General features: G+C 61.0%; 15 protein-coding genes. 7 read left to right on the top strand and 8 right to left on the bottom strand.

Annotated features, from left to right (window positions below):
• Positions 1 to 8: 8 nt before the first annotated feature.
• From U862_RS0102590 to U862_RS0102565, 6 genes are all read right to left on the bottom strand, one after another.
• Complete coding sequence (locus U862_RS0102590) at positions 9 to 1,478, bottom strand: efflux transporter outer membrane subunit (protein WP_025108963.1); 1,470 nt, start codon at positions 1,476 to 1,478, stop codon at positions 9 to 11.
• Positions 1,468 to 1,950, bottom strand: a complete 483-nt coding sequence (locus tag U862_RS0102585) for a MarR family winged helix-turn-helix transcriptional regulator (RefSeq protein WP_025108962.1) — start codon at positions 1,948 to 1,950, stop codon at positions 1,468 to 1,470. The genes U862_RS0102590 and U862_RS0102585 overlap by 11 nt, the downstream gene beginning before the upstream one ends.
• 255 nt (positions 1,951 to 2,205) lie before the next feature.
• Positions 2,206 to 3,528 carry an HdeD family acid-resistance protein gene (locus U862_RS0102580; protein WP_025108961.1) on the bottom strand — a complete coding sequence of 441 codons (1,323 nt, stop codon included), beginning with the start codon at positions 3,526 to 3,528 and terminating at the stop codon, positions 2,206 to 2,208.
• Between the two features lie 118 nt (positions 3,529 to 3,646).
• A complete protein-coding gene (locus tag U862_RS0102575) occupies positions 3,647 to 7,321 on the bottom strand; it encodes a translocation/assembly module TamB domain-containing protein (RefSeq protein WP_025108960.1) in 3,675 nt (1,224 codons plus the stop codon).
• Positions 7,318 to 9,045 carry an autotransporter assembly complex family protein gene (locus U862_RS0102570; RefSeq protein WP_025108959.1) on the bottom strand — a complete coding sequence of 576 codons (1,728 nt, stop codon included), beginning with the start codon at positions 9,043 to 9,045 and terminating at the stop codon, positions 7,318 to 7,320. The genes U862_RS0102575 and U862_RS0102570 overlap by 4 nt, the downstream gene beginning before the upstream one ends.
• Positions 9,046 to 9,111: 66 nt before the next feature.
• Positions 9,112 to 9,762: an N-acetyltransferase gene (locus U862_RS0102565; RefSeq protein WP_007912451.1), complete on the bottom strand. Its 651-nt coding sequence runs from the start codon at positions 9,760 to 9,762 to the stop codon at positions 9,112 to 9,114.
• A 301-nt stretch (positions 9,763 to 10,063) separates the two neighbouring features.
• On the opposite strand from U862_RS0102565, the gene xthA reads away from it, so the two are divergent.
• Together xthA and U862_RS0102555 are read left to right on the top strand one after the other, a co-directional pair.
• A complete protein-coding gene (xthA, locus tag U862_RS0102560; protein ID WP_007961102.1) occupies positions 10,064 to 10,876 on the top strand; it encodes an exodeoxyribonuclease III in 813 nt (270 codons plus the stop codon).
• 189 nt (positions 10,877 to 11,065) lie between these two features.
• Positions 11,066 to 12,400 carry a substrate-binding domain-containing protein gene (locus U862_RS0102555; RefSeq protein WP_025108958.1) on the top strand — a complete coding sequence of 445 codons (1,335 nt, stop codon included), beginning with the start codon at positions 11,066 to 11,068 and terminating at the stop codon, positions 12,398 to 12,400.
• 131 nt (positions 12,401 to 12,531) lie between these two features.
• On the opposite strand, the gene U862_RS0102550 is transcribed toward U862_RS0102555, so the two are convergent.
• Positions 12,532 to 13,761 (bottom strand): acyl-CoA dehydrogenase, encoded by a 1,230-nt coding sequence (locus tag U862_RS0102550; protein ID WP_025108957.1) that lies wholly within the window; start codon positions 13,759 to 13,761, stop codon positions 12,532 to 12,534.
• Between the two features lie 172 nt (positions 13,762 to 13,933).
• Here U862_RS0102550 and U862_RS0102545 point away from each other — a divergent pair, with 172 nt between their 5' ends.
• The 3 genes from U862_RS0102545 to U862_RS0102535 all read left to right on the top strand — a co-directional run bounded on the left by U862_RS0102545 (position 13,934) and on the right by U862_RS0102535 (position 16,494).
• Complete coding sequence (locus U862_RS0102545; protein ID WP_025108956.1) at positions 13,934 to 14,863, top strand: LysR family transcriptional regulator; 930 nt, start codon at positions 13,934 to 13,936, stop codon at positions 14,861 to 14,863.
• Between the two features lie 179 nt (positions 14,864 to 15,042).
• Positions 15,043 to 15,444 carry a MerR family DNA-binding transcriptional regulator gene (locus U862_RS0102540; RefSeq protein ID WP_003223708.1) on the top strand — a complete coding sequence of 134 codons (402 nt, stop codon included), beginning with the start codon at positions 15,043 to 15,045 and terminating at the stop codon, positions 15,442 to 15,444.
• A gap of 150 nt (positions 15,445 to 15,594) precedes the next feature.
• A complete protein-coding gene (locus tag U862_RS0102535; protein ID WP_025108955.1) occupies positions 15,595 to 16,494 on the top strand; it encodes a hydroxymethylglutaryl-CoA lyase in 900 nt (299 codons plus the stop codon).
• Positions 16,495 to 17,163: 669 nt separating this feature from the next.
• Here U862_RS0102535 and U862_RS0102530 read toward each other — a convergent pair.
• A complete protein-coding gene (locus U862_RS0102530; RefSeq protein WP_025108954.1) occupies positions 17,164 to 18,861 on the bottom strand; it encodes an AMP-binding protein in 1,698 nt (565 codons plus the stop codon).
• 201 nt (positions 18,862 to 19,062) lie between these two features.
• On the opposite strand from U862_RS0102530, the gene U862_RS0102525 reads away from it, so the two are divergent.
• Together U862_RS0102525 and U862_RS0102520 are read left to right on the top strand one after the other, a co-directional pair.
• Entirely contained in the window at positions 19,063 to 20,226 is a 1,164-nt protein-coding gene (locus tag U862_RS0102525) for an isovaleryl-CoA dehydrogenase (RefSeq protein WP_025108953.1), read from the top strand.
• 97 nt (positions 20,227 to 20,323) lie between these two features.
• Entirely contained in the window at positions 20,324 to 21,928 is a 1,605-nt protein-coding gene (locus U862_RS0102520) for a carboxyl transferase domain-containing protein (RefSeq protein ID WP_025108952.1), read from the top strand.
• Positions 21,929 to 21,965: the final 37 nt, after the last annotated feature.

Below are 21,965 nucleotides of genomic sequence, written 5' to 3'. Positions count from 1 at the left end.
TACCTGAATTAGTTGTGCGACGTGGCTGGGGTGGTGTTGGCGGCGGTCAGGGCTTCACCCTGGAAGCCGCCCCCCAGCGCTTGCATCAGTTGAATCGACAGGTCGATCTGCTCGGCATTGAGGTTGGCCAACTGACGCTGGGCCTGCAGCAATTGCTGCTCGATGCTGAGCACGTCCAGGTAGTTGCCGATGCCGGAACCGTAACGCTGGACGACGGTGTTGTAAGAATCCTGAGCAATGTCGGTGGCGTGTTGTTGCGCGCCGATCTGCCGGCCGATATCACGCAGCTGGTTGATCGTGTCGCTGACATCGCCCAGTGCTTTCACCAGGCTTTTGTTGTACTGCGCCACCGCCAGATCGTAATCGGCGTCGCGTGCATCGAGGTTGGCGCGCAGGCGCCCACCGTCGAAGATCGGCAGCGAAATGGTCGGGGCGATGCTGAAGAAACGACTGGCCGAACCGAACATTGCGTCACCCAACAAGGATTCGGCACCGGCGGACGCCGTAAGGTTCAGATTGGGGTAGAAGCGGGTCTTCGCCGAGTCGATGTCTTTGCTCGCCGCTTCCACGCGCCAGCGCGCGGCGACCAGATCCGGGCGACGACCGAGCAGCTCTGCCGGCAGTACTGACGGCACGGCCACGGCGCTGGCTTGCAAAACTTTCGGCCGGGCAATTTCGCTGCCACGATCCGGGCCTTTGCCGAGCAACACGGCCAGGGCGATCTTGGCGCTGTTCAAGCGCTTTTGCGCATCGATCAGGCTGGCTTCGGAGCTGGCCTCAAGGCTTTGGGTTTGCTGGAACTGGTACTGGCTGTCGATCCCGGCACTCAAGCGACGCTGGCTCAGGTCGAGCATCTGTTGGGTGCGTTTCAGATCGTCGTTGGACAGGTCGTAGACGATGTGTGCCTGCCCCAGATCGCTGTAGGCCCGGGCCACATCGGCGGCGAGGGTCAGTTGCGCGGCCTGACGGTCGACTTCGGCGGCGCGGGCCTGACCGAGTGCGGCTTCCCACGCATCCCGCTGGCCGCCCCACAGGTCGAAGTTGTAATTGAAGCCGGCGCTGACGTTACGCACGGTGGCGTAGGCATCGCCCTGCCCTCGCGGGTCCTGATCCTTGGCCAGACGCGAACGGCTGATGCCGGCGCTGGCGTCGAGGGTCGGATAGCGTTCGGCATCGGCGGCATACGCCGCGGCGCTGGCCTGATGCGCACGGGCTTGGGCGATCTGCATGTCCGGGCTGTCGTGCAACGCTTCGCGAATCAGGCCGTCGAGTTGCGGGTCGCCGAGGCTGGTCCACCAGTCGCTCTTCGGCCACGCGGCCGGCGACAAGCTGACGCCGTTGAGGGACTGGCTGACGTTGAGGTTTTTCGCATCAAGGTTTTTGCCTTGAGTGTCGAGGCCGCTGTAGTTGGCACAGCCGGCGAGGATCATCGCCGACAGCACCAGGGTCAGGCTGCTGCGCAAGGTTTTACCGCTCATTGTGTTCACCTAACCGCTGGATAGTGATCGGGTCACCGGCTGCCAGCAGGATTTTCTTGAGGATGTATTCCAGGGTTTTCAACTCGTCCGTAGTGACGGCACCGGCCAGTTCATTCATTGCGTCGGCGCCGATGTGCGGCAGGCGATCGGCCAGTTGCTGGCCTTGCTCGGTGAGCTTGAGCTGCACCTGCCGGCGATCGCCTTCGCTGCGTTGGCGAGCCAGGAAACCTTTCTGCTCCAGACGATCGAGCATGCGCGTCATCGAACCGCTGTCCAGCGACAGGTGCCGGCACAACTCGGCCGGGGTATCGACGCCGTACTGGGCCATGATGATCAACACCTTGAACTGCGCGGCGGTGATGCCGTGGGGTTCCATGTGGGTGTCGATGATCCGGTCCTTGAGCAGCGCAGCACGGCCAAGCAACAGGCCGAGATGGCAATGTTTGAATTCGTCCGGGGTGAAATGCTTCATGTGCTCACCTAATAACTGCCTAGGCAGTGAATGTATGTCGAGATGTTACTGCCTAGGCAGCGAATGTCAACGTAATAGTTAGGTTGCTTTGTAATTAGTTGACCAATGGAGTTGGTTTTTGCGCTGAGCACACGGGCGCCTTCGCGAGCAGGCTCGCTCCCACAGGGTTCCACAGCGCACACAAATGTGTGTCCGCCAGAGATTCAATGTGGGAGCGAGCCTGCTCGCGAAGGCCGTAATTCGGTGGAACGCCGCTCAGTTCTCGTCGGAAGATCTGGCAGGCGCTGGCGGTTGCAGCGGATGCACCTCGCGCCCGCGCATGGCCGTCACCGCATAACCCCAGGCGCGCTTGGCCCCCGCGTACATGCTGTGCCAACCCGGCGGCGCGGGCTCGATGGCCGCGTGCAGCGCCAGTGCGTAGTCGAGCACCAGCCCGGGTGTCCAGGCCATCACCTCGGCGCGTTTACGCACTTGAGCCGCCACCCAGAACTCTGGACTGAGAAAGACCCGGGCGAAATCACGCATGCTCGAATGCCCCCGGTTCATCGCCCCTTCAAGGGCCGCTTCAAGGCTATGGGCAACGGCACTCGAACAATTGCGACTGGTGAGGTTGTACGTGCTGTTGCGCCGATACTCGGCCCAGAATGCCTGCAACCGCCGGGCGTCATAGTGGGCAAAACTGACTTGCACCGAAGACGGGCACCAGTCAGCCACCTCGCCGGCATAGTCCGGCAGAAACCGGCCGGCAACATCGTTGTTCGGCGTCGCCCGCAGCAAGCGCACGAAGTCCCCCGCCGACCGGTCGATGTCGTCCAGCGGGTAATGGCTGATGTAGATATCCGGGCCACATTCGAGGGCCGCGTGGCCGGCGGAAATCACACCGTTGATGTCGACTGCCGCGATGTAGCGGTTGAGCAAACGGTTGCGCACCAGGACGTCATCAACGGTGCCACTGGGTGTCCAGACATGGATCACCAGCGCGGTGTCGTGTGCCGGCACACTGACCGCGGAAGAGCTTGTCATCGCCGGCTGTTTTTTGAAGCGCACCGCCTGCTGCAGCAAGGCACAACCCGAGAGAAAGATGCTCATGCCAATGCAGAACGGCACCGTGCCCTTGTACAGCGTCGGGTACGGTTCGAGGATGAACAGGCCAAAGCCGATTTCGAACAAACCGGTCAGCAGCGACAGTCGCCAACCGACAAAGCGCACCACCACCGCAGCCGCCAGCCGAAAACCGCCATCAAGCAGAAACGCCACACCAAACAGCACCGCCAGAATCAGGCTGGCGGCATGTTGCCGGTCGACGATCAGCAGCCCGAGTATCAGGAAAACCAGCCCCCGCGCTTTGCGCAACGCCGCTGCGGTTCCGGTTTGCGGTGCCGGCACCAGCAGAATGATCAGCGCTTCGAGCAACAACAGGTAGCCAAAGACATGCAGCGGGAAATACAGCACGCCGTCCAGCGCATCGATGAAGATGGCCACCCCGGCCGCGCCCCAGACAATGCCGGTCAGCGCCAGCGTTGACCAGCGTTTGCGGACAAAGTCGTTACCGAGCAAAACCATACTCAAGCGGATCATATGCGCCCCTGTTCTCTTCGGGCAGCCGCCAACCGCGCAGCGCTTGAACTGCGATGAGTCTAATTCATTCTGGAAAAGCCGGATCGCGGCGGTGCGATCCGGCTATTGATTGCGCGACCTAAAAATCGCGTTTGTAGAAGATATCCAGCGAACTGGCGACGCCGCTCGCTGCTTCCAGATAAACCTTCTTGCTCAGCTTGTAACGCAGCGCGATGGTGTTGGCCGGTTCGAACACGCCGACGCCATAACGCAGACTGAGCTTCTCGGAAATGTTGCCACTGGCCACCACGCTGGTGGTGTTGCCACTGCCCTGGGTGTCGAGCTGGAAATCCTGAATGCCGAGGTCTTTGGCCAGACCGCTGGTGACCCCGGAACTGCCCATCAAGCCCAGACCCAACGCCGCTTGCGCGAGCATGTTGTTGTCTTCGCCGTTGGTGCTCAGCGGACGCCCGAGCACCAGGTACGACAACGCCTGCTCCTGGCTCATGGCCGGCTCGGAGAAGATCTGCGTGGTCGGCTGCTCGGCGCTGCCGCTCAGGCGAATGCCGGCGATGACGTCGTCGGTCTGGCGAATCGCTTCGATGTCCAGATACGGCTGATCAATGGGGCCGGCAAACAACAGCCGCGCGCGGCGCACGCTCAGGCGCTGGCCGTAGGCGCGGTACTTGCCGTCGTTGAGCCACAGCTCGCCACGGGTGTCCATGTTGTCGCCGATGTGCACGTGACCTTGCAGGTTGGCGGTCAGGCCGAACCCGGCAAAACTCAGTTTGTCTTCGCCGACTACCACGTCGATGTCCATTTTCATGGCGATCGGCGGTTTGCCCTCTTCGGTCTGCGCGCCGACAATGATCGTGTCGTCGGAGACTTTCACCGTCGATGGCGGCAGTTCACGCACGGTGATTTCGCCTCTCGGCACTTGCACCTTGCCGGCAATCTTCAGCTCATCATCGGCCATGGAAATTTTCAGGTCCGGCGCCACTTCCAGCTTGGCGTACGGCTCAACGGTGACTGGCAGCTGCGTGCCCTTGAGCGCCAGATCGACCACCAGCGTCTGACCCCAGGCGACATTGCCGTTGAGGCTGCCCTGGCCGGTCTTGCCGCTTTTCCAGCCGCCGTCCAGACGTACCGACTCACCGGCAATCACCGCTTGCAGTTGCAGGTCCTGCAGCTCCATCGGCAACTCGGCGCCGGACACTTCCCCGTCGCTGAGCTTCACCGTGCCGTTGACCAACGGTGCCAGCAGGCCGCCGGAAATCGTTCCGCTGCCGTTCAGGCGCCCGGTAAGTTTCTCGACCATCGGCACAAACGGCCGCGCCACCGACAAGTCCAGCCCGCTGAGACGGAACGAGCCGCTCAACGGTTTGTTTTTCGGCAGCGGATTGAGCTGCGCCTGCACCATCAATTCGCCGAGTTTGCCGCCAACGAAGTTGAGGTCCGTGTCGATGCGCTTCGGTGTGAGTTTGCTGGTGAGTTTCAGGGTCTGGTACGGAAAGTCCAGCCACTGATCCTTTTCCTTCATGCGCAAGGTGCCGCCGCTGGCGTCGATGCTGACCACGCCGTTCGGGCCGCTGGCCGGAAGATCCAGTTGCAGGTCGGCGTTGAGCTTGCCCTGCCAGGCGAAGTCTTTCGGCAACCATTGCGCGAGGCTTTCGATCGGGAACTGCTTGAGGTGGTAACGCAGTTTCGGCTCGGGCATCAGCCGCTGGTCTTCACCGCACAGGCTGGCATTGCCAGACATCCAGCAATGCGCGCCGAAGTTGATCTTGCCGTCAGCCAGGCGTTCGAGCTTGGCCGGATTCTGCAGTCTCCAGTCCTGGCCGCCGGCCTGAATGTCACCGCTGGCCAGACGCCCGCGCCAGTTGCCCTTGTCCAGATTGCCGTCCAGGCCGAGGGCCAGTTTCAGCTTCGGCCCAAGCAAATCGAGGTTGAGTTTCTGGCTCTTGATGTCGCCCTGAGCGCTGGCGGTCAACACGCCGAGGTTGGTATCGCCGGCCTGAATCCCGCTGCCTTTCAGATCGATCTTCGCCCGTTGCGCGCTGTCGAGGCTGGCGTCGAGGTTGAGGCTTTGCAGTCGATTGTCCTGGAACGCCAGTTGCGAACCTTGCAGACCGAGTTTGCCTTGCGGCGCCTTCAGCGTCCCGGCGACGTTGACCTGGCCGGTGACCTGCCCGCGCAGCTGCGGCCAAAGTTGGGCCAGCCGCGCCAGCTTGATGTCGATCTGGCCGGTGAGTTTCTGTTGCAGGCTGCCTTTGCCGCTGATGCTGTTGTCACCGAGGCGGATTTGCAGGGCGTTGAGGTTCCACTGCTCGCCGGCACCGTCAGCCTTGGCCTGGAGGATCGCCGGTTGGCCGCGCAGTTTGCCCTTCAGGTCGAGGTCGGCGGTGAGGCTCAGGCGCTCGTTCTTCATTTCGCCCGTGCTTTTCAGCGGTCCAGCTAAAGTGCCCGGCAACTCCGCGACCCAGTACGCCGGGTTCAGCGCCGACAGTTCGAGCCCGGTGTCCCAGGCGATGCCGTCGGCGAACTGCACGTTGACATGACCTTCGGCCTTGCCCTGCCCGGCTTCCATCTTCAGTTGCGGCAAGGCGATCTGTTTCAGGCTGCCGCTGAACGGACTGCTCAGGCTGAACGCCCCCGCCGGGCCGTCCAGTGCGGCGGCGAAATTACCGATGTATTGGCCGTCGGTGTAGGAGACTTCGCCAGTGAAGGTGCGCAATGCTACTTGCGGCTCGTCGATTTCGTTATAGAGCCGATGCCACGGGAAATCCTGCCAGTTGATGTTGGCTTGCGCGGCAAGGCCTTTGCTCCAATCGACACTGCCGGTCAGCTTGAGGCTTTGCTTGTCGCTGGCCGTCAGGTCGAGGCCGGCGATCTGCGCACCGCTGGCATCTACCTTGCCTTTGAGCAGCAACGCCACCGGGCCTTTATCGGCGGGCAGCGTGGCATTGCCGTTTAACTGGTAACCGTTTTTCAGGTCGCCGTCGGCGGTCAATACCAATTGATTGAGTTGCAGGGTATCCGGCAGGTCGGCACTGGGTTTGAACGCGTCCGCGGTGATGCGCACCTTGGCCGGCAGGTTTTCCGTCAGTGGTTGCAGCTCACCGCTCAACTGACCGTCGAGGTAACCGTGGCTGTCGGCATGCAGGTTGAGGGTTTTCAGCAGATCGCCGTCAACCTTCAGCGCCAGCGTCCAGGGGCCAACACCGGGCGATGGCAGGGTCAGGTCGCCGGCCATGTTCAACGGCCAGTTGCCAGTCGGCTGCAGCAGGCCGGAGAGGTTCAGGCTGAGGTCATCGCGCTGCAGCTTCACGCTGTCGATCTGCAGGCCTTGGGCACTCCAGTGCGCCGCCAATTGCAGGCCTTTGAGTTGCTCGCTGCCGTTGAACAGCAGACTGCCGACCTGCACGTCGCCCAGCTCGATCGCCAGCGGCAGTTGCAGGTCAGGCAGTTTGATCGGGCCGCTGTCGCCGGTGTCTGCGCTCGGCGGGAATTGCAGAATGACCTGATCAGCCTTGAGCTGTTCGATGCACAGGGTCATGCGGGTCAGGCACATTGGCGACCAGGCGAAGATCGGCTTGTTCAGCTCGACCCGGCTGCTGTCCTGCTGCCATATCAGGTGATCGGCGCTCCATTGCCCGCCGAGGCGGCCCTGGAAATTCTCTACGCTCAAACCCGGCACCAGACCCAGCACCCAACGGCTGCCAGCCTGTGTTCCGAGTACAGTGGCGATACTCAATACCACCAGCAACACCAGCGCCAACAACGCCAGTGCAGTCATTTTCAAACCACGCTTCACAGCTCAGGCCCCATGGAAAAGTGCAGCCGGATGCCGCCATCGTCGTCCAGCGCGTGGGCCAGGTCGAGGCGGATCGGCCCCACCGGCGAGACCCAGCGCACACCGATACCGACCCCGGTCTTGAGGTTCGGCAATTCGAGTTTGTTGAAGGAGTTGCCTTGGTCGACGAAGGTCGCGACTCGCCATTTCTCGGCAATCGAATATTGATACTCGACGCTGCCGGCGACCATGTAGCGTCCGCCGATGCGGTCGCCCTTGGAGTTCTCCGGAGACAGGCTCTGGTAGTCGTAACCGCGCACGCTCTGATCGCCACCGGCGAAGAAGCGCAGCGATGGCGGTACCGAGTTGTAGCCGTTGGTGGCACTGCCGCCGACCTGCACCCGACCAAGGAAGCGGTGGTTGTCGAATACGGTGGTCAGGCCTTTGATCAACGCGGTGCCGTACAACAGGTTGTTGTCCGAACCGAGGCCTTCCTTCGCCACTTTGCTTTCAAAGGTCAGGCGATAGCCGTTGTGCGGGTCGATGCGGTTGTCGCTCTTCAGGTACGAATAGCTGATGCCGGGCATCAACAAGGTGCTGAGCCCCGAGTCGTCGCCGAGCTGATATTCCTCGCGCTGCCATTTCAGCGAGATGACCCGCTGCCAGCCGCTGGGCAGCTTGCTGTGCCATTCAGGGCCGAAGGTCAGCAGCTTGCTCAGGGTGTCGGAACCGTCGATGTCTTCATATTGATAACCGCCGGCCCAACGCAGTTTGTCGGTCAGCGGCGGGTCGAGCGGGATGTCATAGAACAGTCCGACGTTTTGCCGTGGCGCCGACAGTTCGGCCTCCCAGCCATAACTGTCACCTTGTGGGTTGACCCAGTGGCGAGTCCAGTTGGCCTTGATCCGTGGGCCGACGTCGGTCGAATAACCGAGGCCCAGGCCCATGGTGCGCGGCTTGCGCGTGTCGAGTTTGACGTCCACCGGGATTACGTCGTTCTTCGCTGCGGTCGGTGCGGCATCGACCCGCACGCCTTCGAAGTAGCCGCTCGATTGCAGGTCGCGGTTGAGTTCGGCGATCAGTTCGGAGTCGTATGGGTCGCCCGCCTTGAACGGCACCATGCGCTGCAACAGGTCTTCGTCGAACGGCGTGTCGCCCTCGAAACTGACTTTGCCCAGCGCATAACGCGGGCCGCTTTCGTAGATCAATTCAATATCGGCCACCCCGGCGCGCGGGTCGACCAGCAGTTTCTGGCTGGTGAAATGGCCGCTGAAAAAACCGAAGCGCGACGCCTGGTTCTGGATCAGGCGTTTGGCGTCTTCATAACGCCCGTGGTTGAGGACGGCACCGGACTTGAGCGTGTCGCTGCTCGGCACACGAAAGGATTTGAGGGAGGCAGCAGGCCCGTCGACCCGGAGGGTGACGTTGCGCAGGCGAATCGGTTCGCCGGGATCGATGTTCAGCACCAGGCGCGGTTTTTCACCGCCCTTCACGTCACTGTCGATCTGCGGCTGATAATAGCCCAGGGCCTGCGCTGCTTTGCGCGCCTGCTCTTCGGCCCCGCGACTGAAGCGCAGCAAGGCTTCTTCGTCACGATCGCCGAGGCTACCGATATAGCCTTCTATATTGGCTTTCAGCTCGTCGTTGGACGGTTTGATCCGCACGTCCAATTCACTTTGCGCCAGCGCCGCGCAGCTGGTTAACAGCATGAGCACGCCACTGGTAAATCTTCCTGGAAACTTCATAGGCGCGGATGCTATCACGGGCTTGGGAGCGTGATAGAACAGGAAATTTCCCAAGAAGTTCGATTGTCATGCTGTTGCAGTTTGTAACACCTGCGGATTGGCGTGGAAAAATACGTGTTCGCGCACCGGGCCGACGGCAACTTCGCCAATCTCCTCATAACCCTGACGTTTATAGAATTCCAGGTAACGCGGGTTGCCGGTGTCGAGCACCACGCCTTGGGAGGTTTCGTCGACTGCGCACCAATTGTGCACCGCTGTCAGCAACTGCTCGCCGAAGTGTTTGCCTTGAAACTGCGGATGAATCCCCAGCAGCGGCAACATGTGCACCGAGTCGCTGGGCACACAAGCGGCCACCGCATCGTGATATTCCAGATAACGTCGGGTGCAGCGAAAACCGGTGCTGAGCACCATGCGCAGGCGCCACGCCCAACTCTCGGTGATGCCCAGGCGACGCTGCGGCGGAGCGATCAGGGCGATGCCGATCAGGCGATCGTTGACCAGCAGGCCGATGGCCGGCAGATCCTGCAGAAAATGCTGTTTGACCAGCTCGCGCACCGTCGCCCGCACGCGTTGCTCGTAGCCCGGGCGCTCGGCCTCGAACAGGTAGCCGAAGGTCGGTTCGTGGCGATAGGCCTGATACAGCAGCGATCGGGCTTCACGCGAGTAACCGCGGTCGAGCATATGAATGTCGGCGATGGCAGTCTGGGTTTCAGGCATGACAGTGATTCTCCCCGGGGCGCATGCAAAGGGCGGCGCTCTTGTTGGTACGAACCTTTTGCGGGTGGTGCGGTTCCCCACAGGTATAGACCACGGCTGGATCTTCATCGACTCGACTGACGCCTTCGCGAGCAAGCCCGCTCCCACATTTGGAATGCATGCCCGTGTGGGCGCGGGCTTGCTCGCGAAGAGGCCTGTCCAGGCAACGCAAATCCCACAGATGAAAATGATTTCTCCCACCCCACACTGGCCCCCACCCCACATGTCAGCTAGCATCGCCCTTTTGCCAGGACTGCCGACCATGAAGATCGTTTCCTTCAACATCAACGGACTGCGCGCCCGTCCGCATCAGCTGGCAGCGCTGATCGAAAAGCATCAGCCAGACGTGATCGGCCTGCAGGAAACCAAGGTCCACGACGACCAGTTCCCGCTGGAAGAAGTGCGCGCGCTGGGTTATCACGTTTATTTCCACGGGCAGAAAGGCCATTACGGTGTTGCCCTGCTCTCGCGCAACGAGCCGATTGCCATTCACAAGGGCTTCGCCAGCGATGAAGAAGACGCCCAGCGCCGCTTCATCTGGGGCACCTTCGCCGACGCCAACGGCGTGCCGGTGACCATCATGAACGGCTACTTCCCACAGGGCGAAAGCCGCGACCATCCGACCAAGTTCCCGGCCAAGCAACGCTTTTACAGCGACCTGCAAACCCTGCTGGAAAGCCAGTTCCACAACGAACAGCCGCTGGTGGTGATGGGCGATGTGAACATTTCCCCGGAAGACTGCGACATCGGCATCGGCCCGGACAACATGAAGCGCTGGCTGAAAACCGGCAAATGCAGCTTCCTGCCGGAAGAGCGCGAGTGGATGGCCCGCCTGAAAAACTGGGGCCTGACGGATAGCTATCGTCACCTCAATCCAGACGTGACCGACATGTTCAGCTGGTTCGATTACCGCAGCCGCGGGTTTGAGGATGAGCCCAAGCGTGGCCTGCGCATCGACGTGATCCTCGCCTCCCATGGCTTGCTGCCTCGGGTGAAGGATGCGGGTGTGGACTACGAACTGCGCGGCATGGAAAAACCGTCGGATCATGCGCCGATCTGGCTTGAGTTGGCCTGACCTGCAAATCGCTTGAAATCCCCTGTGGGAGCGGGCCTGCTCGCGAACGCGGTTTATCAGAAACACATTTGTCGACTGACACTGCGCATTCGCGAGCAAACCCGTTCCCGCAGGGCCTGACTGTCATGTTTTGGTCATGCGCCTGACTTAATCTCCCCGGCAATCCCCTTGGCTTGATTCGGTGCCGGCATGACCCTGCGTGTTCTGTTCGTCTGTGTGTTGAGTGCATGGCTGTCGCTGTCCGCCGCCGCCCTGCCCATCCCCGAAAACGGTCCGGCACTGCGCATTCAGGGCTCCAACACCATTGGTGCCGACCTCGGCCCCGCGCTGGTCGAAGGTTTCCTGCAGGAACAGGGCCTGCTGAAGATTCACCGCGAAAACCCCGACACCGCCAATGAACAACACATCGTCGGCCAGACCGCACAAGGTCAACGGGTCGTGATTGAGGTCGCCGCCCACGGTTCCAGCACCGGTTTCACCGCGCTGAAAACCGCCAGTGCCGATCTCGCTGCATCCTCCCGTCCGATCAAGGACAGCGAACTGCTCGGCCTGCAAGCACTCGGCGATCTGAAAGGCCCCGCCGCCGAACAGGTCATCGCCATCGACGGCCTGGCGATCATCCTGCATCCCGACAACCCGCTGCAGCAGCTGGACACCGAGCAACTGGCGCGGATCTTCGCCGGCGAGGTGAAAACCTGGGAAGACCTTGGCGGTCGCGGCGGTGCGATTCATTTATATGCGCGCGATGATCAGTCCGGCACCTACGACACGTTCAAGGAACTGGTACTGGGTCGTCGTGGGAAAAATCTGAGTGCCACGGCGAAACGCTTCGAGTCCAGTGAGCAATTGTCCGATGCGGTAAGCAGTGATCCGCAAGGCATCGGTTTCATCGGCCTGCCGTATGTGCGCCAGGCCAAAGCCGTGGCAATCGCTGACGGTGCGTCGCAATCGATGTTGCCGCTCAACAGCCTGATTGCCACCGAAGACTATCCACTGTCACGTCGCCTGTTCTTTTACCTGCCCCCAATCAGCAAAAATCCCTGGGCATCGGCGCTGGTGGCGTTTGCGCAAAGTCCGCAGGGCCAGAAGATTGTCGCGGGCAACGGTTTTATCAGCCAGACCGTGCACGCGATGACCGTCACGCCGAATGCGCTGATGCCCGAGGGTTATCAATCGCTCAGCCGACATGCCCAGCGTCTGACAGTGAACTTCCGTTTTGAAGAAGGCAGCGCGAGCCTCGATAACAAGGCGCGACAGGATCTGGCGCGGGTGCTCGACTATATAAAGCGCCACGACATGACCGAACGTGCAGTGACGCTGGTGGGCTTTGGTGACGAGAAAGACGACCCGGCGCGGGCCGACTTGCTGTCGAAGCTGCGGGCGATGGCAGTACGGCGCGAGTTGGTGAAGAACGGCGTGGTGTTACGCGAGGTGCGCGGGTTTGGTGCGTTGATGCCCGTGGCGGCGAACAGCGCGGATGAGGGGCGGATCAAGAATCGGCGGGTTGAGGTTTGGGTGTACTGAGCCTTATGGTGATGTGTTGGCTGCATCGGCCCCTTCGCGAGCAAGCCCGCGCCCACTTTTGATCGCATTGTTCCAACAGGAATGCGGTCGAATGTGAGAGCGAGCCTGCTCGCGAAGCAGGCGACGCGGTCTTAATGACCGCTGCGCAGCAGTTCCTTCGGCACATACTTGCCGATCTCGAACTTGCCGATCGCCGCGCGGTGCACTTCGTCGGGGCCGTCGGCCAGGCGCAGGGTGCGCTGCATGGCATACATGTAGGCCAGCGGGAAATCGTTCGACACCCCGGCCCCGCCATGCATCTGGATCGCCCGATCTATCACGCGCAACGCGACATTCGGCGCGACGACCTTGATTTGCGCAATCTCGCTCTTCGCCACTTTGTTGCCCACGGTGTCCATCATGTACGCCGCTTTCAGGGTCAGCAGGCGGGCCATGTCGATTTCCATCCGCGAGTCGGCGATCTTGTCGACGTTGCCGCCCAGCCGCGCCAGCGGCTTGCCGAATGCGGTGCGGCTGACCGAGCGTTTGCACATCAATTCCAGCGCACGCTCAGCCATGCCGACCGAACGCATGCAATGGTGAATCCGCCCCGGGCCAAGGCGACCCTGAGCGATTTCAAAACCGCGGCCTTCACCGAGCAGGACGTTTTCGTACGGCACCCGCACGTTGTCGAACAGCACTTCGGCGTGACCGTGCGGTGCATCGTCGTAACCGAACACTGGCAGCGGACGGACGATTTTCACCCCGGGAGTGTCGACCGGCACGAGGATCATCGAGTGCTGCGCGTGGCGCGGAGCATCAGGGTTGCTCAGGCCCATGAAGATCAGGATCTTGCAGCGTGGATCGCAGGCGCCTGAAGTCCACCACTTCTTGCCGTTGATCACCCACTCGTCACCATCACGCACGGCGCGGGCGGCCATGTTGGTGGCGTCGGACGAAGCCACGTCCGGTTCGGTCATGGCGAACGCCGAGCGGATTTCGCCGCGCAGCAACGGTTCGAGCCAGCGCTGTTTCTGTTCTTCGTTGGCGTAGCGCACCAGCACTTCCATGTTGCCGGTGTCCGGCGCCGAGCAATTGAATGGCTCTGGCCCGAGTAACGAGCGGCCCATGATTTCCGCCAGCGGCGCATATTCCAGGTTGGTCAAGCCTGCGCCGAGTTCCGATTCCGGCAAGAACAGGTTCCACAGGCCTTCGGCCTTGGCCTTGGCCTTCAGCTCTTCCATGATCGCGGTCGGCTGCCAGCGATCGCCCTCGGCAACCTGGCGTTCGAATACGGCTTCGGCCGGGTAAACGTAAGCATCCATGAACGCGGTCACGCGCTCACGCAGTTCTTGCACCTTGGGCGAATAAGCGAAATCCATGAGCAATTACCTTCTATGGGCAGAGGTTGTTCAGATCATGCAATCGATGCTAGAACAGCGCTGATAATTTACCTAGCCTATTCTCGGCGTGTATAAACATTCATCACCGATATATGATTCGCTGATCGCCAGCCCCTAAAACACCCGCCCTTAAAACAAGAGAAGCCGCGTTATGAATCTGAGTAAGGTCGACCTCAACCTTTTCATCGTCTTCGACGCGATCTACACCGAAGCCAACCTGACCCGCGCCGGGCAGATTGTCGGCATCACCCAGCCGGCGGTGTCCAACGCGTTGGCGCGGCTGCGCGAGACCTTCAACGATCCGCTGTTCGTACGTACCGCCCAGGGCATGGTGCCGACGCCGATGGCGCAGAACATCATCGGTCCGGTGCGCAACGCGCTGTCATTGCTGCGGGTGTCGGTGCAGGAGAGCCGGATCTTCAACCCGGCCCAGGCGGTGAAGACTTACCGCATCAGCATGACCGACCTCACCGAGGCCGTCATTCTGCCGCCGCTGTTCCAGCGTTTGCGCCGTCTGGCACCGACAGTGATCATCGAAAGTTTCCTGTCCAAACGCCGCGAGACCACCAAGGAACTGGCGGCCGGGCGTCTGGATTTCGCCGTGGATGCACCGCTCAATACCGACCCGCAGGTACGCCACGTCAAGCTGATGGAAGACCGTTACGTCTGCGCAATGCGCAAGGGCCATCCGCTGGCGGGCAAGGAAAAACTCAGCCTCGACGATTACCTGTCAATGACCCACATCCACATCTCCAGCCGCCGCAGCGGTCTGGGTTATGTCGATCTGGCGCTGGGTAAAATGGGCATTCAGCGCAAGATCGCCCTGCGCTCGCAGCATTACCTGATGGCGTCTCAGGTGATGCAGCAGACCGATATGGTGATGACCGTGCCCGAGCGCTTTGCCCGGCGTAACGACTTGCACGCCGTCAACCTGCCGGTCAACGACGTGCCGCCGGTGGAGACCCACCTGTACTGGCATGAAAGCACTGATCAGGACCCGGCCAACCGCTGGATGCGCGAGCAGATCATCGAGTTGTGCCAGCAGGTGGCGGCGCAGGAGAAGAAGCTGGATAAGGTGTAGGGCTTTTTACCGCGTCATCGTTCTTCGCGAGCAGGCTCGCTCCCACATTGGAATACGGTGCCCTTGTGGGAGCGGGCTTGTTCGCGAAGAGGCCAGCACTCACACCACACACCTTGAACCTTGACGTAAACGTCAACCACCCATTAGCTTAGCGCCAAGACCTTTTTTCGAGCGCTTTCATGAGCAGCCAGACCTACAGCATTTCCGACCTCGCCCGCGAGCTGGACATCACCACCCGGGCGATCCGCTTTTATGAAGAGCAAGGCCTGCTCAGCCCTGAGCGCCGTGGCCAGGAACGCATCTATTCACCACGCGACAAGGTCAGCCTGAAGTTGATCCTGCGCGGCAAACGCATCGGCTTCTCGCTGGCCGAGTGTCGCGAATTGATCGAACTCTACGACCCGTCCAGCGGTAACACCAAACAGCTGAACAGCATGCTGGCGAAAATCAGCGAACGCCGCGAACAGCTGGAGCAGCAGTTGCTCGACATCGAACAGATGAAACTGGAACTCGATACCGCTGAGGAGCGCTGTGTGCAGGCGTTGGAGCAGACGCTCAAGAGTCAGCAGATAGCGCAGTAATTGAACCCAACACCTCCCACTGTGGGAGCGGGCTTGCTCGCGAATGCACTGTGACAGTCGACACATTGGTATCTGACACTCCGCATTCGCGAGCAAGCCCGCTTCCACAGGGGAACTCATGTCATTCCGAAAATGAGCAGGTCAACCGCCATGTCCCTCCCCTCCCAAGTACGCCTGATCGAAGTCGGCCCGCGTGATGGCCTGCAGAACGAAGCCCAGCCGATCAGCGTGGCTGACAAGGTGCAACTGGTCGACGCCCTGAGCGCCGCTGGTCTGGGCTACATCGAAGTCGGCAGTTTTGTCTCACCGAAATGGGTGCCGCAGATGGCCGGTTCGGCCGAGGTGTTCGCGCAAATCCAGCGCAAACCCGGCGTAACCTATGGCGCGCTGGCGCCAAACCTGCGCGGTTTTGAGGACGCGCTGGCCGCCGGGGTGAAAGAAGTCGCCGTGTTCGCCGCCGCGTCCGAAGCGTTCTCGCAGCGCAACATCAATTGCTCGATCAGCGAAAGCCTGGCGCGATTTGCGCCAATCATGGAAGCGGCGAAACAGCACGGCGTTACCGTGCGCGGTTATGTGTCCTGCGTGCTCGGCTGTCCGTATGAAGGCTCGGTCGCCCCGGAGCAAGTGGCGATGGTCGCCCGTGAGCTGTATGCGATGGGCTGCTATGAAGTCTCTCTCGGCGACACCATCGGCACCGGCACCGCTGGCGCGACCCGCAGATTGTTCGAAGTGGTTTCGGCACAAGTGCCACGGGAAAAGCTCGCCGGCCATTTCCACGACACTTACGGCCAGGCCATGGCCAACATCTATGCCAGCCTGCTCGAAGGCATCGCGGTGTTCGACAGCTCTATCGCCGGCCTCGGCGGCTGCCCGTATGCCAAAGGCGCGAGCGGTAACGTCGCCACCGAAGACGTGGTGTACCTGCTCAACGGCCTGGGGATCGAGACCGGTATCGACCTCGACGCCTTGATTGCTGCGGGTCAGCAGATCAGCGCAGTACTCGGTCGCCCAAGCGGTTCGCGCGTGGCCAAGGCCCGCAGCGCACAGTGAGGGCGAAGGTGTTACCGCTGTGTCCGAAACGTGGGCATAGACGAGTAACACGGAAACAAATTGTCTGGTTTGCGCTGAAGGAAAATTCCTTCAAAAAACTCAACTCATTGATTTACAAGGATTTTTAAAAGTTGGCACGGCTTCTGCTATCTCTATGGCATAACAAGAATAAAAAGCAGCAAACCAATAAAAATAAGACGTACCGACTCTGACATAACAAAAACAACACGGCAGAGACGCAGCTAACAGATTTTTTTGGAGAAGGTGTGCTTTTCAGGGTGCTCTCAGGAGTGACCCGCAACCGGGCAGAGAACAATAAAACTACCTTCAGGTAGCTCCCGAATCGGTTGGATCGCTTGGCGAGAAAGCAGATCAGCGCTCAAAAAAATACGTTTGCTCTTGACCCCGGATGGGGGTCGCCAAAAAACAGCGGTAAAGGGCCACGGTTGCCAAAAACAACAACAGACCGCCCCTCAATAATAAAAAAGAGCACGCGACGACAAAATTAAAGGGGAGCTTCGGCTCCCCTTTGTGCTTTCTGTGATTCCTGTTTTCACCGCCGCCCCCTTGTGGGAGCGGGCTTGCTCGCGAATGCGTCAGGTCAGTCAACATGCTTGGTGAATGGCACACGGCATTCGCGAGCAAGCCCGCTCCCACATTTGATCTTTGTCAGGCGTGCTTTTCGCGTAATTCTTCGATACTGATCTCGCGCATCCGGAATTTCTGGATCTTGCCCGTCACCGTCATCGGAAACTCTTCGACAAACTTGAAGTAACGCGGCGTCTTGAAGTGCGCGATGCGTTCCTTGCACCAGGTTTGCAGCTCAAGCTCAGAGGCATTGTGCCCGGGGTGGAATTTGATCCAGGCGACAATCTCTTCACCGTAACGCGAGCACGGAATGCCGATCACCTGCACGTCGGCCACCGCCGGATGGGTGAAGAAGAACTCTTCCAGTTCACGCGGGTAAACATTCTCGCCACCGCGGATGATCATGTCCTTGTTACGCCCGGCGATGTTCACGTAGCCCTCATCATTCATGCTCGCCAGGTCGCCGGTGTGCATCCAGCCGGCCTCATCGATGGCGTCGGCGGTGGCCTGCGGGTTGTTCCAGTAACCGAGCATTACGCTGTAACCGCGGGTGCACAGTTCGCCAATGGTGCCGCGCGGCACCAGGTTGCCGGCCTCGTCGATGATCTTGCTTTCCAATTGCGGCTGCGTGCGACCGACGGTGGTCACGCGCAGTTCCAGCTCATCCGCCGGACCGGTTTGCAGTGACACCGGGCTGGTTTCGGTCATGCCGTAGGCAATCTGCACTTCGCTCATGTGCATCTCGCTGATGACCCGGCGCATCACCTCGATCGGGCAAGTGGCCCCGGCCATGATCCCGGTGCGCAGGCTCGACAGATCGAACTCGGCGCGCAGCGGCTGATCGAGCATGGCGATGAACATGGTTGGCACGCCGTACAGACTGGTGGCCTGTTCTTCGGCGACGGTTTGCAATGTCAGCAACGGATCGAACGCATCATTGGGGTAAATCATGGTGCTGGCGTGGGTGATGCAGCCGAGATTGCCCATGACCATGCCGAAGCAGTGATACAGCGGTACCGGAATCACCAGTCGATCGCTCGGGGTCAGGCCGATGCTTTCGCCGACCATGTAACCGTTGTTGAGGATGTTGTAGTGACTGAGGGTCGCGCCTTTGGGAAAACCGGTGGTGCCGGAGGTGTACTGGATATTCACGGGTTGATCGAAGTGCAGGCTGTCGCTGCGTTCGCTCAGTTGTTCTGGGGTAACGCCGCACGCCATGTCGGCCAATTGTGACCACGGCAGGAAACCTGAAGGGGGTTGTGCGTCGAGGCTGATCACCCCGCGCAAATCCGGCAGACGCTCGCTGCGCAGTTCGCCGATGGATTGCTCAGCCAGTTCCGGCACCAGGCCTTGCAACATGCTGTGGTAGTTCGAAGACTTGAATGCCCCGGCACACACCAGCCACTGACAGCCTGACTGCTTGAGCACGTATTCCAGCTCGGAGCTGCGGTAGGCCGGGTTGATGTTGACCAGAATCACGCCGATTTTCGCCGTGGCAATTTGCGTGATGCACCACTGCGCGCAGTTCGGTGCCCAGATGCCGAGCCGATCCCCTGCTTGCAAACCCAGCGCCAGCAAGGCTCTGGCGTGTACGTTCACCGCCCCGGCCAATTGCCGCCAGGTGTAACGCTGCTGCTGATGACGCACCACCAGCGCTTCGCCATCCGGGTACTGCGCGACGGTTTCGTCGAACTTCTTTCCGATGGTCACCGCCAGCAAGGCTTTGTCCTGGGAACCACGGGTATAGCTGCGCTGCGGGTTTGCACTGGGTTGATCCATGACGACCCCTATTGTCTTTATAAGCGGGTGTTGGACCGGAGCCATATCAGCTCCGACCATTCAGAACTGTCCCTACTCTCGCTCAAGTTGACGTTAACGTAAAGGGTGATTGACAGCCATTCACCACAGGCTTACGTTAACGTAAAGGTGAGAGCCGAACCGCCGCTCTCCCCGCCCTACAAAAAAGCCAAAAGGTGACCCATGAGCTATCCATCCCTGAACTTCGCCCTCGGTGAAACCATCGACATGCTGCGCGATCAGGTTCAGTCCTTTGTCGCCAAAGAGGTCGCTCCGCGCGCCGCGCAGATCGACAGCGACAACCTGTTCCCGGCCGACATGTGGCGCAAGTTTGGCGACATGGGCCTGCTCGGCATCACCGTCCCGGAAGAGTACGGCGGCGCGGGCCTGGGTTACCTGGCGCACGTGGTGGCGATGGAAGAAATCAGCCGTGGATCGGCCTCGGTGGCACTGTCCTACGGCGCGCATTCCAACCTCTGCGTCAACCAGATCAACCGCAACGGCAACCACGAACAAAAAACCAGATACCTGCCGAAACTGATCAGCGGCGAACACGTCGGCGCACTGGCGATGAGCGAGCCGAACGCCGGTTCCGACGTGGTTTCGATGAAACTGCGCGCCGACAAACGCGGTGACCGTTTCGTGCTCAACGGCAGCAAGACCTGGATCACCAACGGCCCTGACGCCAACACCTACGTGATCTACGCCAAGACTGATCTGGAAAAGGGTCCGCACGGCATCACCGCGTTCATCGTCGAGCGCGACTGGAAAGGCTTCAGCCGCAGCAACAAGTTCGACAAGCTCGGCATGCGCGGCTCCAATACCTGCGAGCTGTTCTTCGATGACGTCGAAGTGCCGGAAGAAAACATTCTGGGCGTGCTCAACGGCGGCGTGAAAGTGCTGATGAGTGGCCTCGATTACGAACGCGTGGTGCTGTCCGGCGGACCGACCGGGATCATGCAGTCGTGCATGGACCTGATCGTGCCGTACATCCACGACCGCAAACAGTTCGGCCAGAGCATCGGCGAATTCCAGCTGATCCAGGGCAAAGTCGCCGACATGTACACCCAGCTCAACGCCAGCCGCGCCTACCTGTACGCGGTGGCCCAGGCTTGCGAACGCGGCGAAACCACCCGCAAAGACGCCGCCGGGGTGATCCTCTACACCGCCGAGCGCGCCACACAAATGGCCCTCGACGCGATCCAGATTCTGGGCGGCAACGGTTACATCAACGAATTCCCGGCTGGCCGATTGCTGCGTGACGCCAAGCTGTACGAAATCGGCGCTGGCACCAGCGAGATCCGACGCATGCTGATCGGCCGCGAACTGTTCAACGAAACGAAATGAATTTCGTCAGCTGCGAGCTGCAAGTTTCAAGCTGCAAGGGAACAGCTTCAGCTTGCCGCTCCAAGCTTGCCGCTCGTAGCTGCTTACGGAGTAAGCCATGATCCTGCATACCCAGCTCAACCCCCGTTCAGCGGAGTTCGCCGCCAACAGCGCGGCGATGCTCGAACAGGTCGACGCCCTGCACACCCTGCTCGCCCAAGTGGCTCAGGGTGGTGGCGCGAAAGCCCAGGAGCGTCACACCTCGCGGGGCAAACTGCTGCCGCGTGAACGCATCAATCGCCTGCTCGATCCTGGCTCGCCCTTTCTGGAAATCAGCCAGCTCGCCGCACACGCCGTGTATGGCGAAGACGTACCCGCCGCAGGCGTGATCGCCGGGATCGGCCGGGTCGAAGGCGTCGAGTGCATGATCGTCGCCAACGATGCGACGGTGAAGGGCGGCTCGTACTACCCGCTGACCGTGAAAAAACACCTGCGCGCGCAGACTATCGCCCAACAGAACCGCCTGCCGTGCATCTATCTGGTGGACTCGGGCGGCGCCAACCTGCCACGTCAGGACGAGGTGTTCCCGGATCGTGAACACTTTGGCCGGATTTTCTTCAACCAGGCCAACATGAGTGCCATGGGCATTCCGCAGATCGCCGTGGTCATGGGCTCGTGCACCGCCGGAGGCGCGTATGTGCCGGCGATGGCGGACGAAGCGATCATGGTGCGCAATCAGGCGACAATCTTCCTCGCCGGCCCGCCGCTGGTGAAAGCGGCGACCGGCGAAGTGGTCAGCGCTGAAGACCTCGGCGGTGCCGATGTGCACTGCAAGATTTCCGGGGTGGCCGACCATTACGCCGAGAGCGACGAACACGCCCTCGCCCTCGCCCGCCGCAGCGTCGCCAACCTCAACTGGCGCAAGCTCGGCGAGGTGCAGCAACGTGCGCCGGTTGCGCCGCTGTACGCCAGCGATGAGTTGTATGGCGTGGTCTCGGCCGACGCCAAGCAACCGTTCGATGTCCGTGAAGTGATTGCGCGGCTGGTCGACGGCTCGGTGTTCGATGAGTTCAAAGCGCTGTTCGGCACCACGCTGGTGTGTGGTTTTGCGCACCTGCACGGCTACCCGATCGCGATTCTGGCGAACAATGGCATTCTCTTCGCCGAAGCCGCGCAGAAAGGCGCGCACTTCATCGAGCTGGCCTGCCAGCGCGGCATCCCGCTGCTGTTCTTGCAGAACATCACCGGCTTCATGGTCGGGCAGAAATACGAGGCCGGCGGCATCGCCAAACACGGCGCGAAACTGGTGACGGCGGTGGCCTGCGCCAAGGTGCCGAAGTTCACCGTGATCATCGGTGGCAGCTTCGGCGCCGGTAACTACGGCATGTGCGGGCGCGCTTACGACCCGCGCTTCCTGTGGATGTGGCCAAACGCACGCATCGGCGTGATGGGCGCCGAGCAGGCGGCCGGCGTGCTGGTGCAGGTCAAGCGCGAGCAGGCTGAACGCAGCGGCCAGGCCTTCAGTGCCGAGCAGGAAGCGGAGATCAAGCAACCGATCCTCGACCAGTACGAGGAACAGGGTCACCCTTACTACTCCAGCGCACGGCTGTGGGACGACGGGGTCATCGACCCGGCGCAGACCCGCGATGTGCTGGCCCTGGCCTTGTCCGCGTCGTTGAACGCGCCTATCGAACCGAGCCGCTTCGGCGTGTTCCGGATGTGATGCTTTTTTGTGGGAGCGAGCCTGCTCGCGAAGGCTT

Origin of the sequence: Pseudomonas sp. H1h (genome assembly GCF_000633255.1) — a bacterium.
Lineage (GTDB): Bacteria > Pseudomonadota > Gammaproteobacteria > Pseudomonadales > Pseudomonadaceae > Aquipseudomonas.
This window is presented reverse-complemented; position numbering and strand designations above follow the sequence as displayed.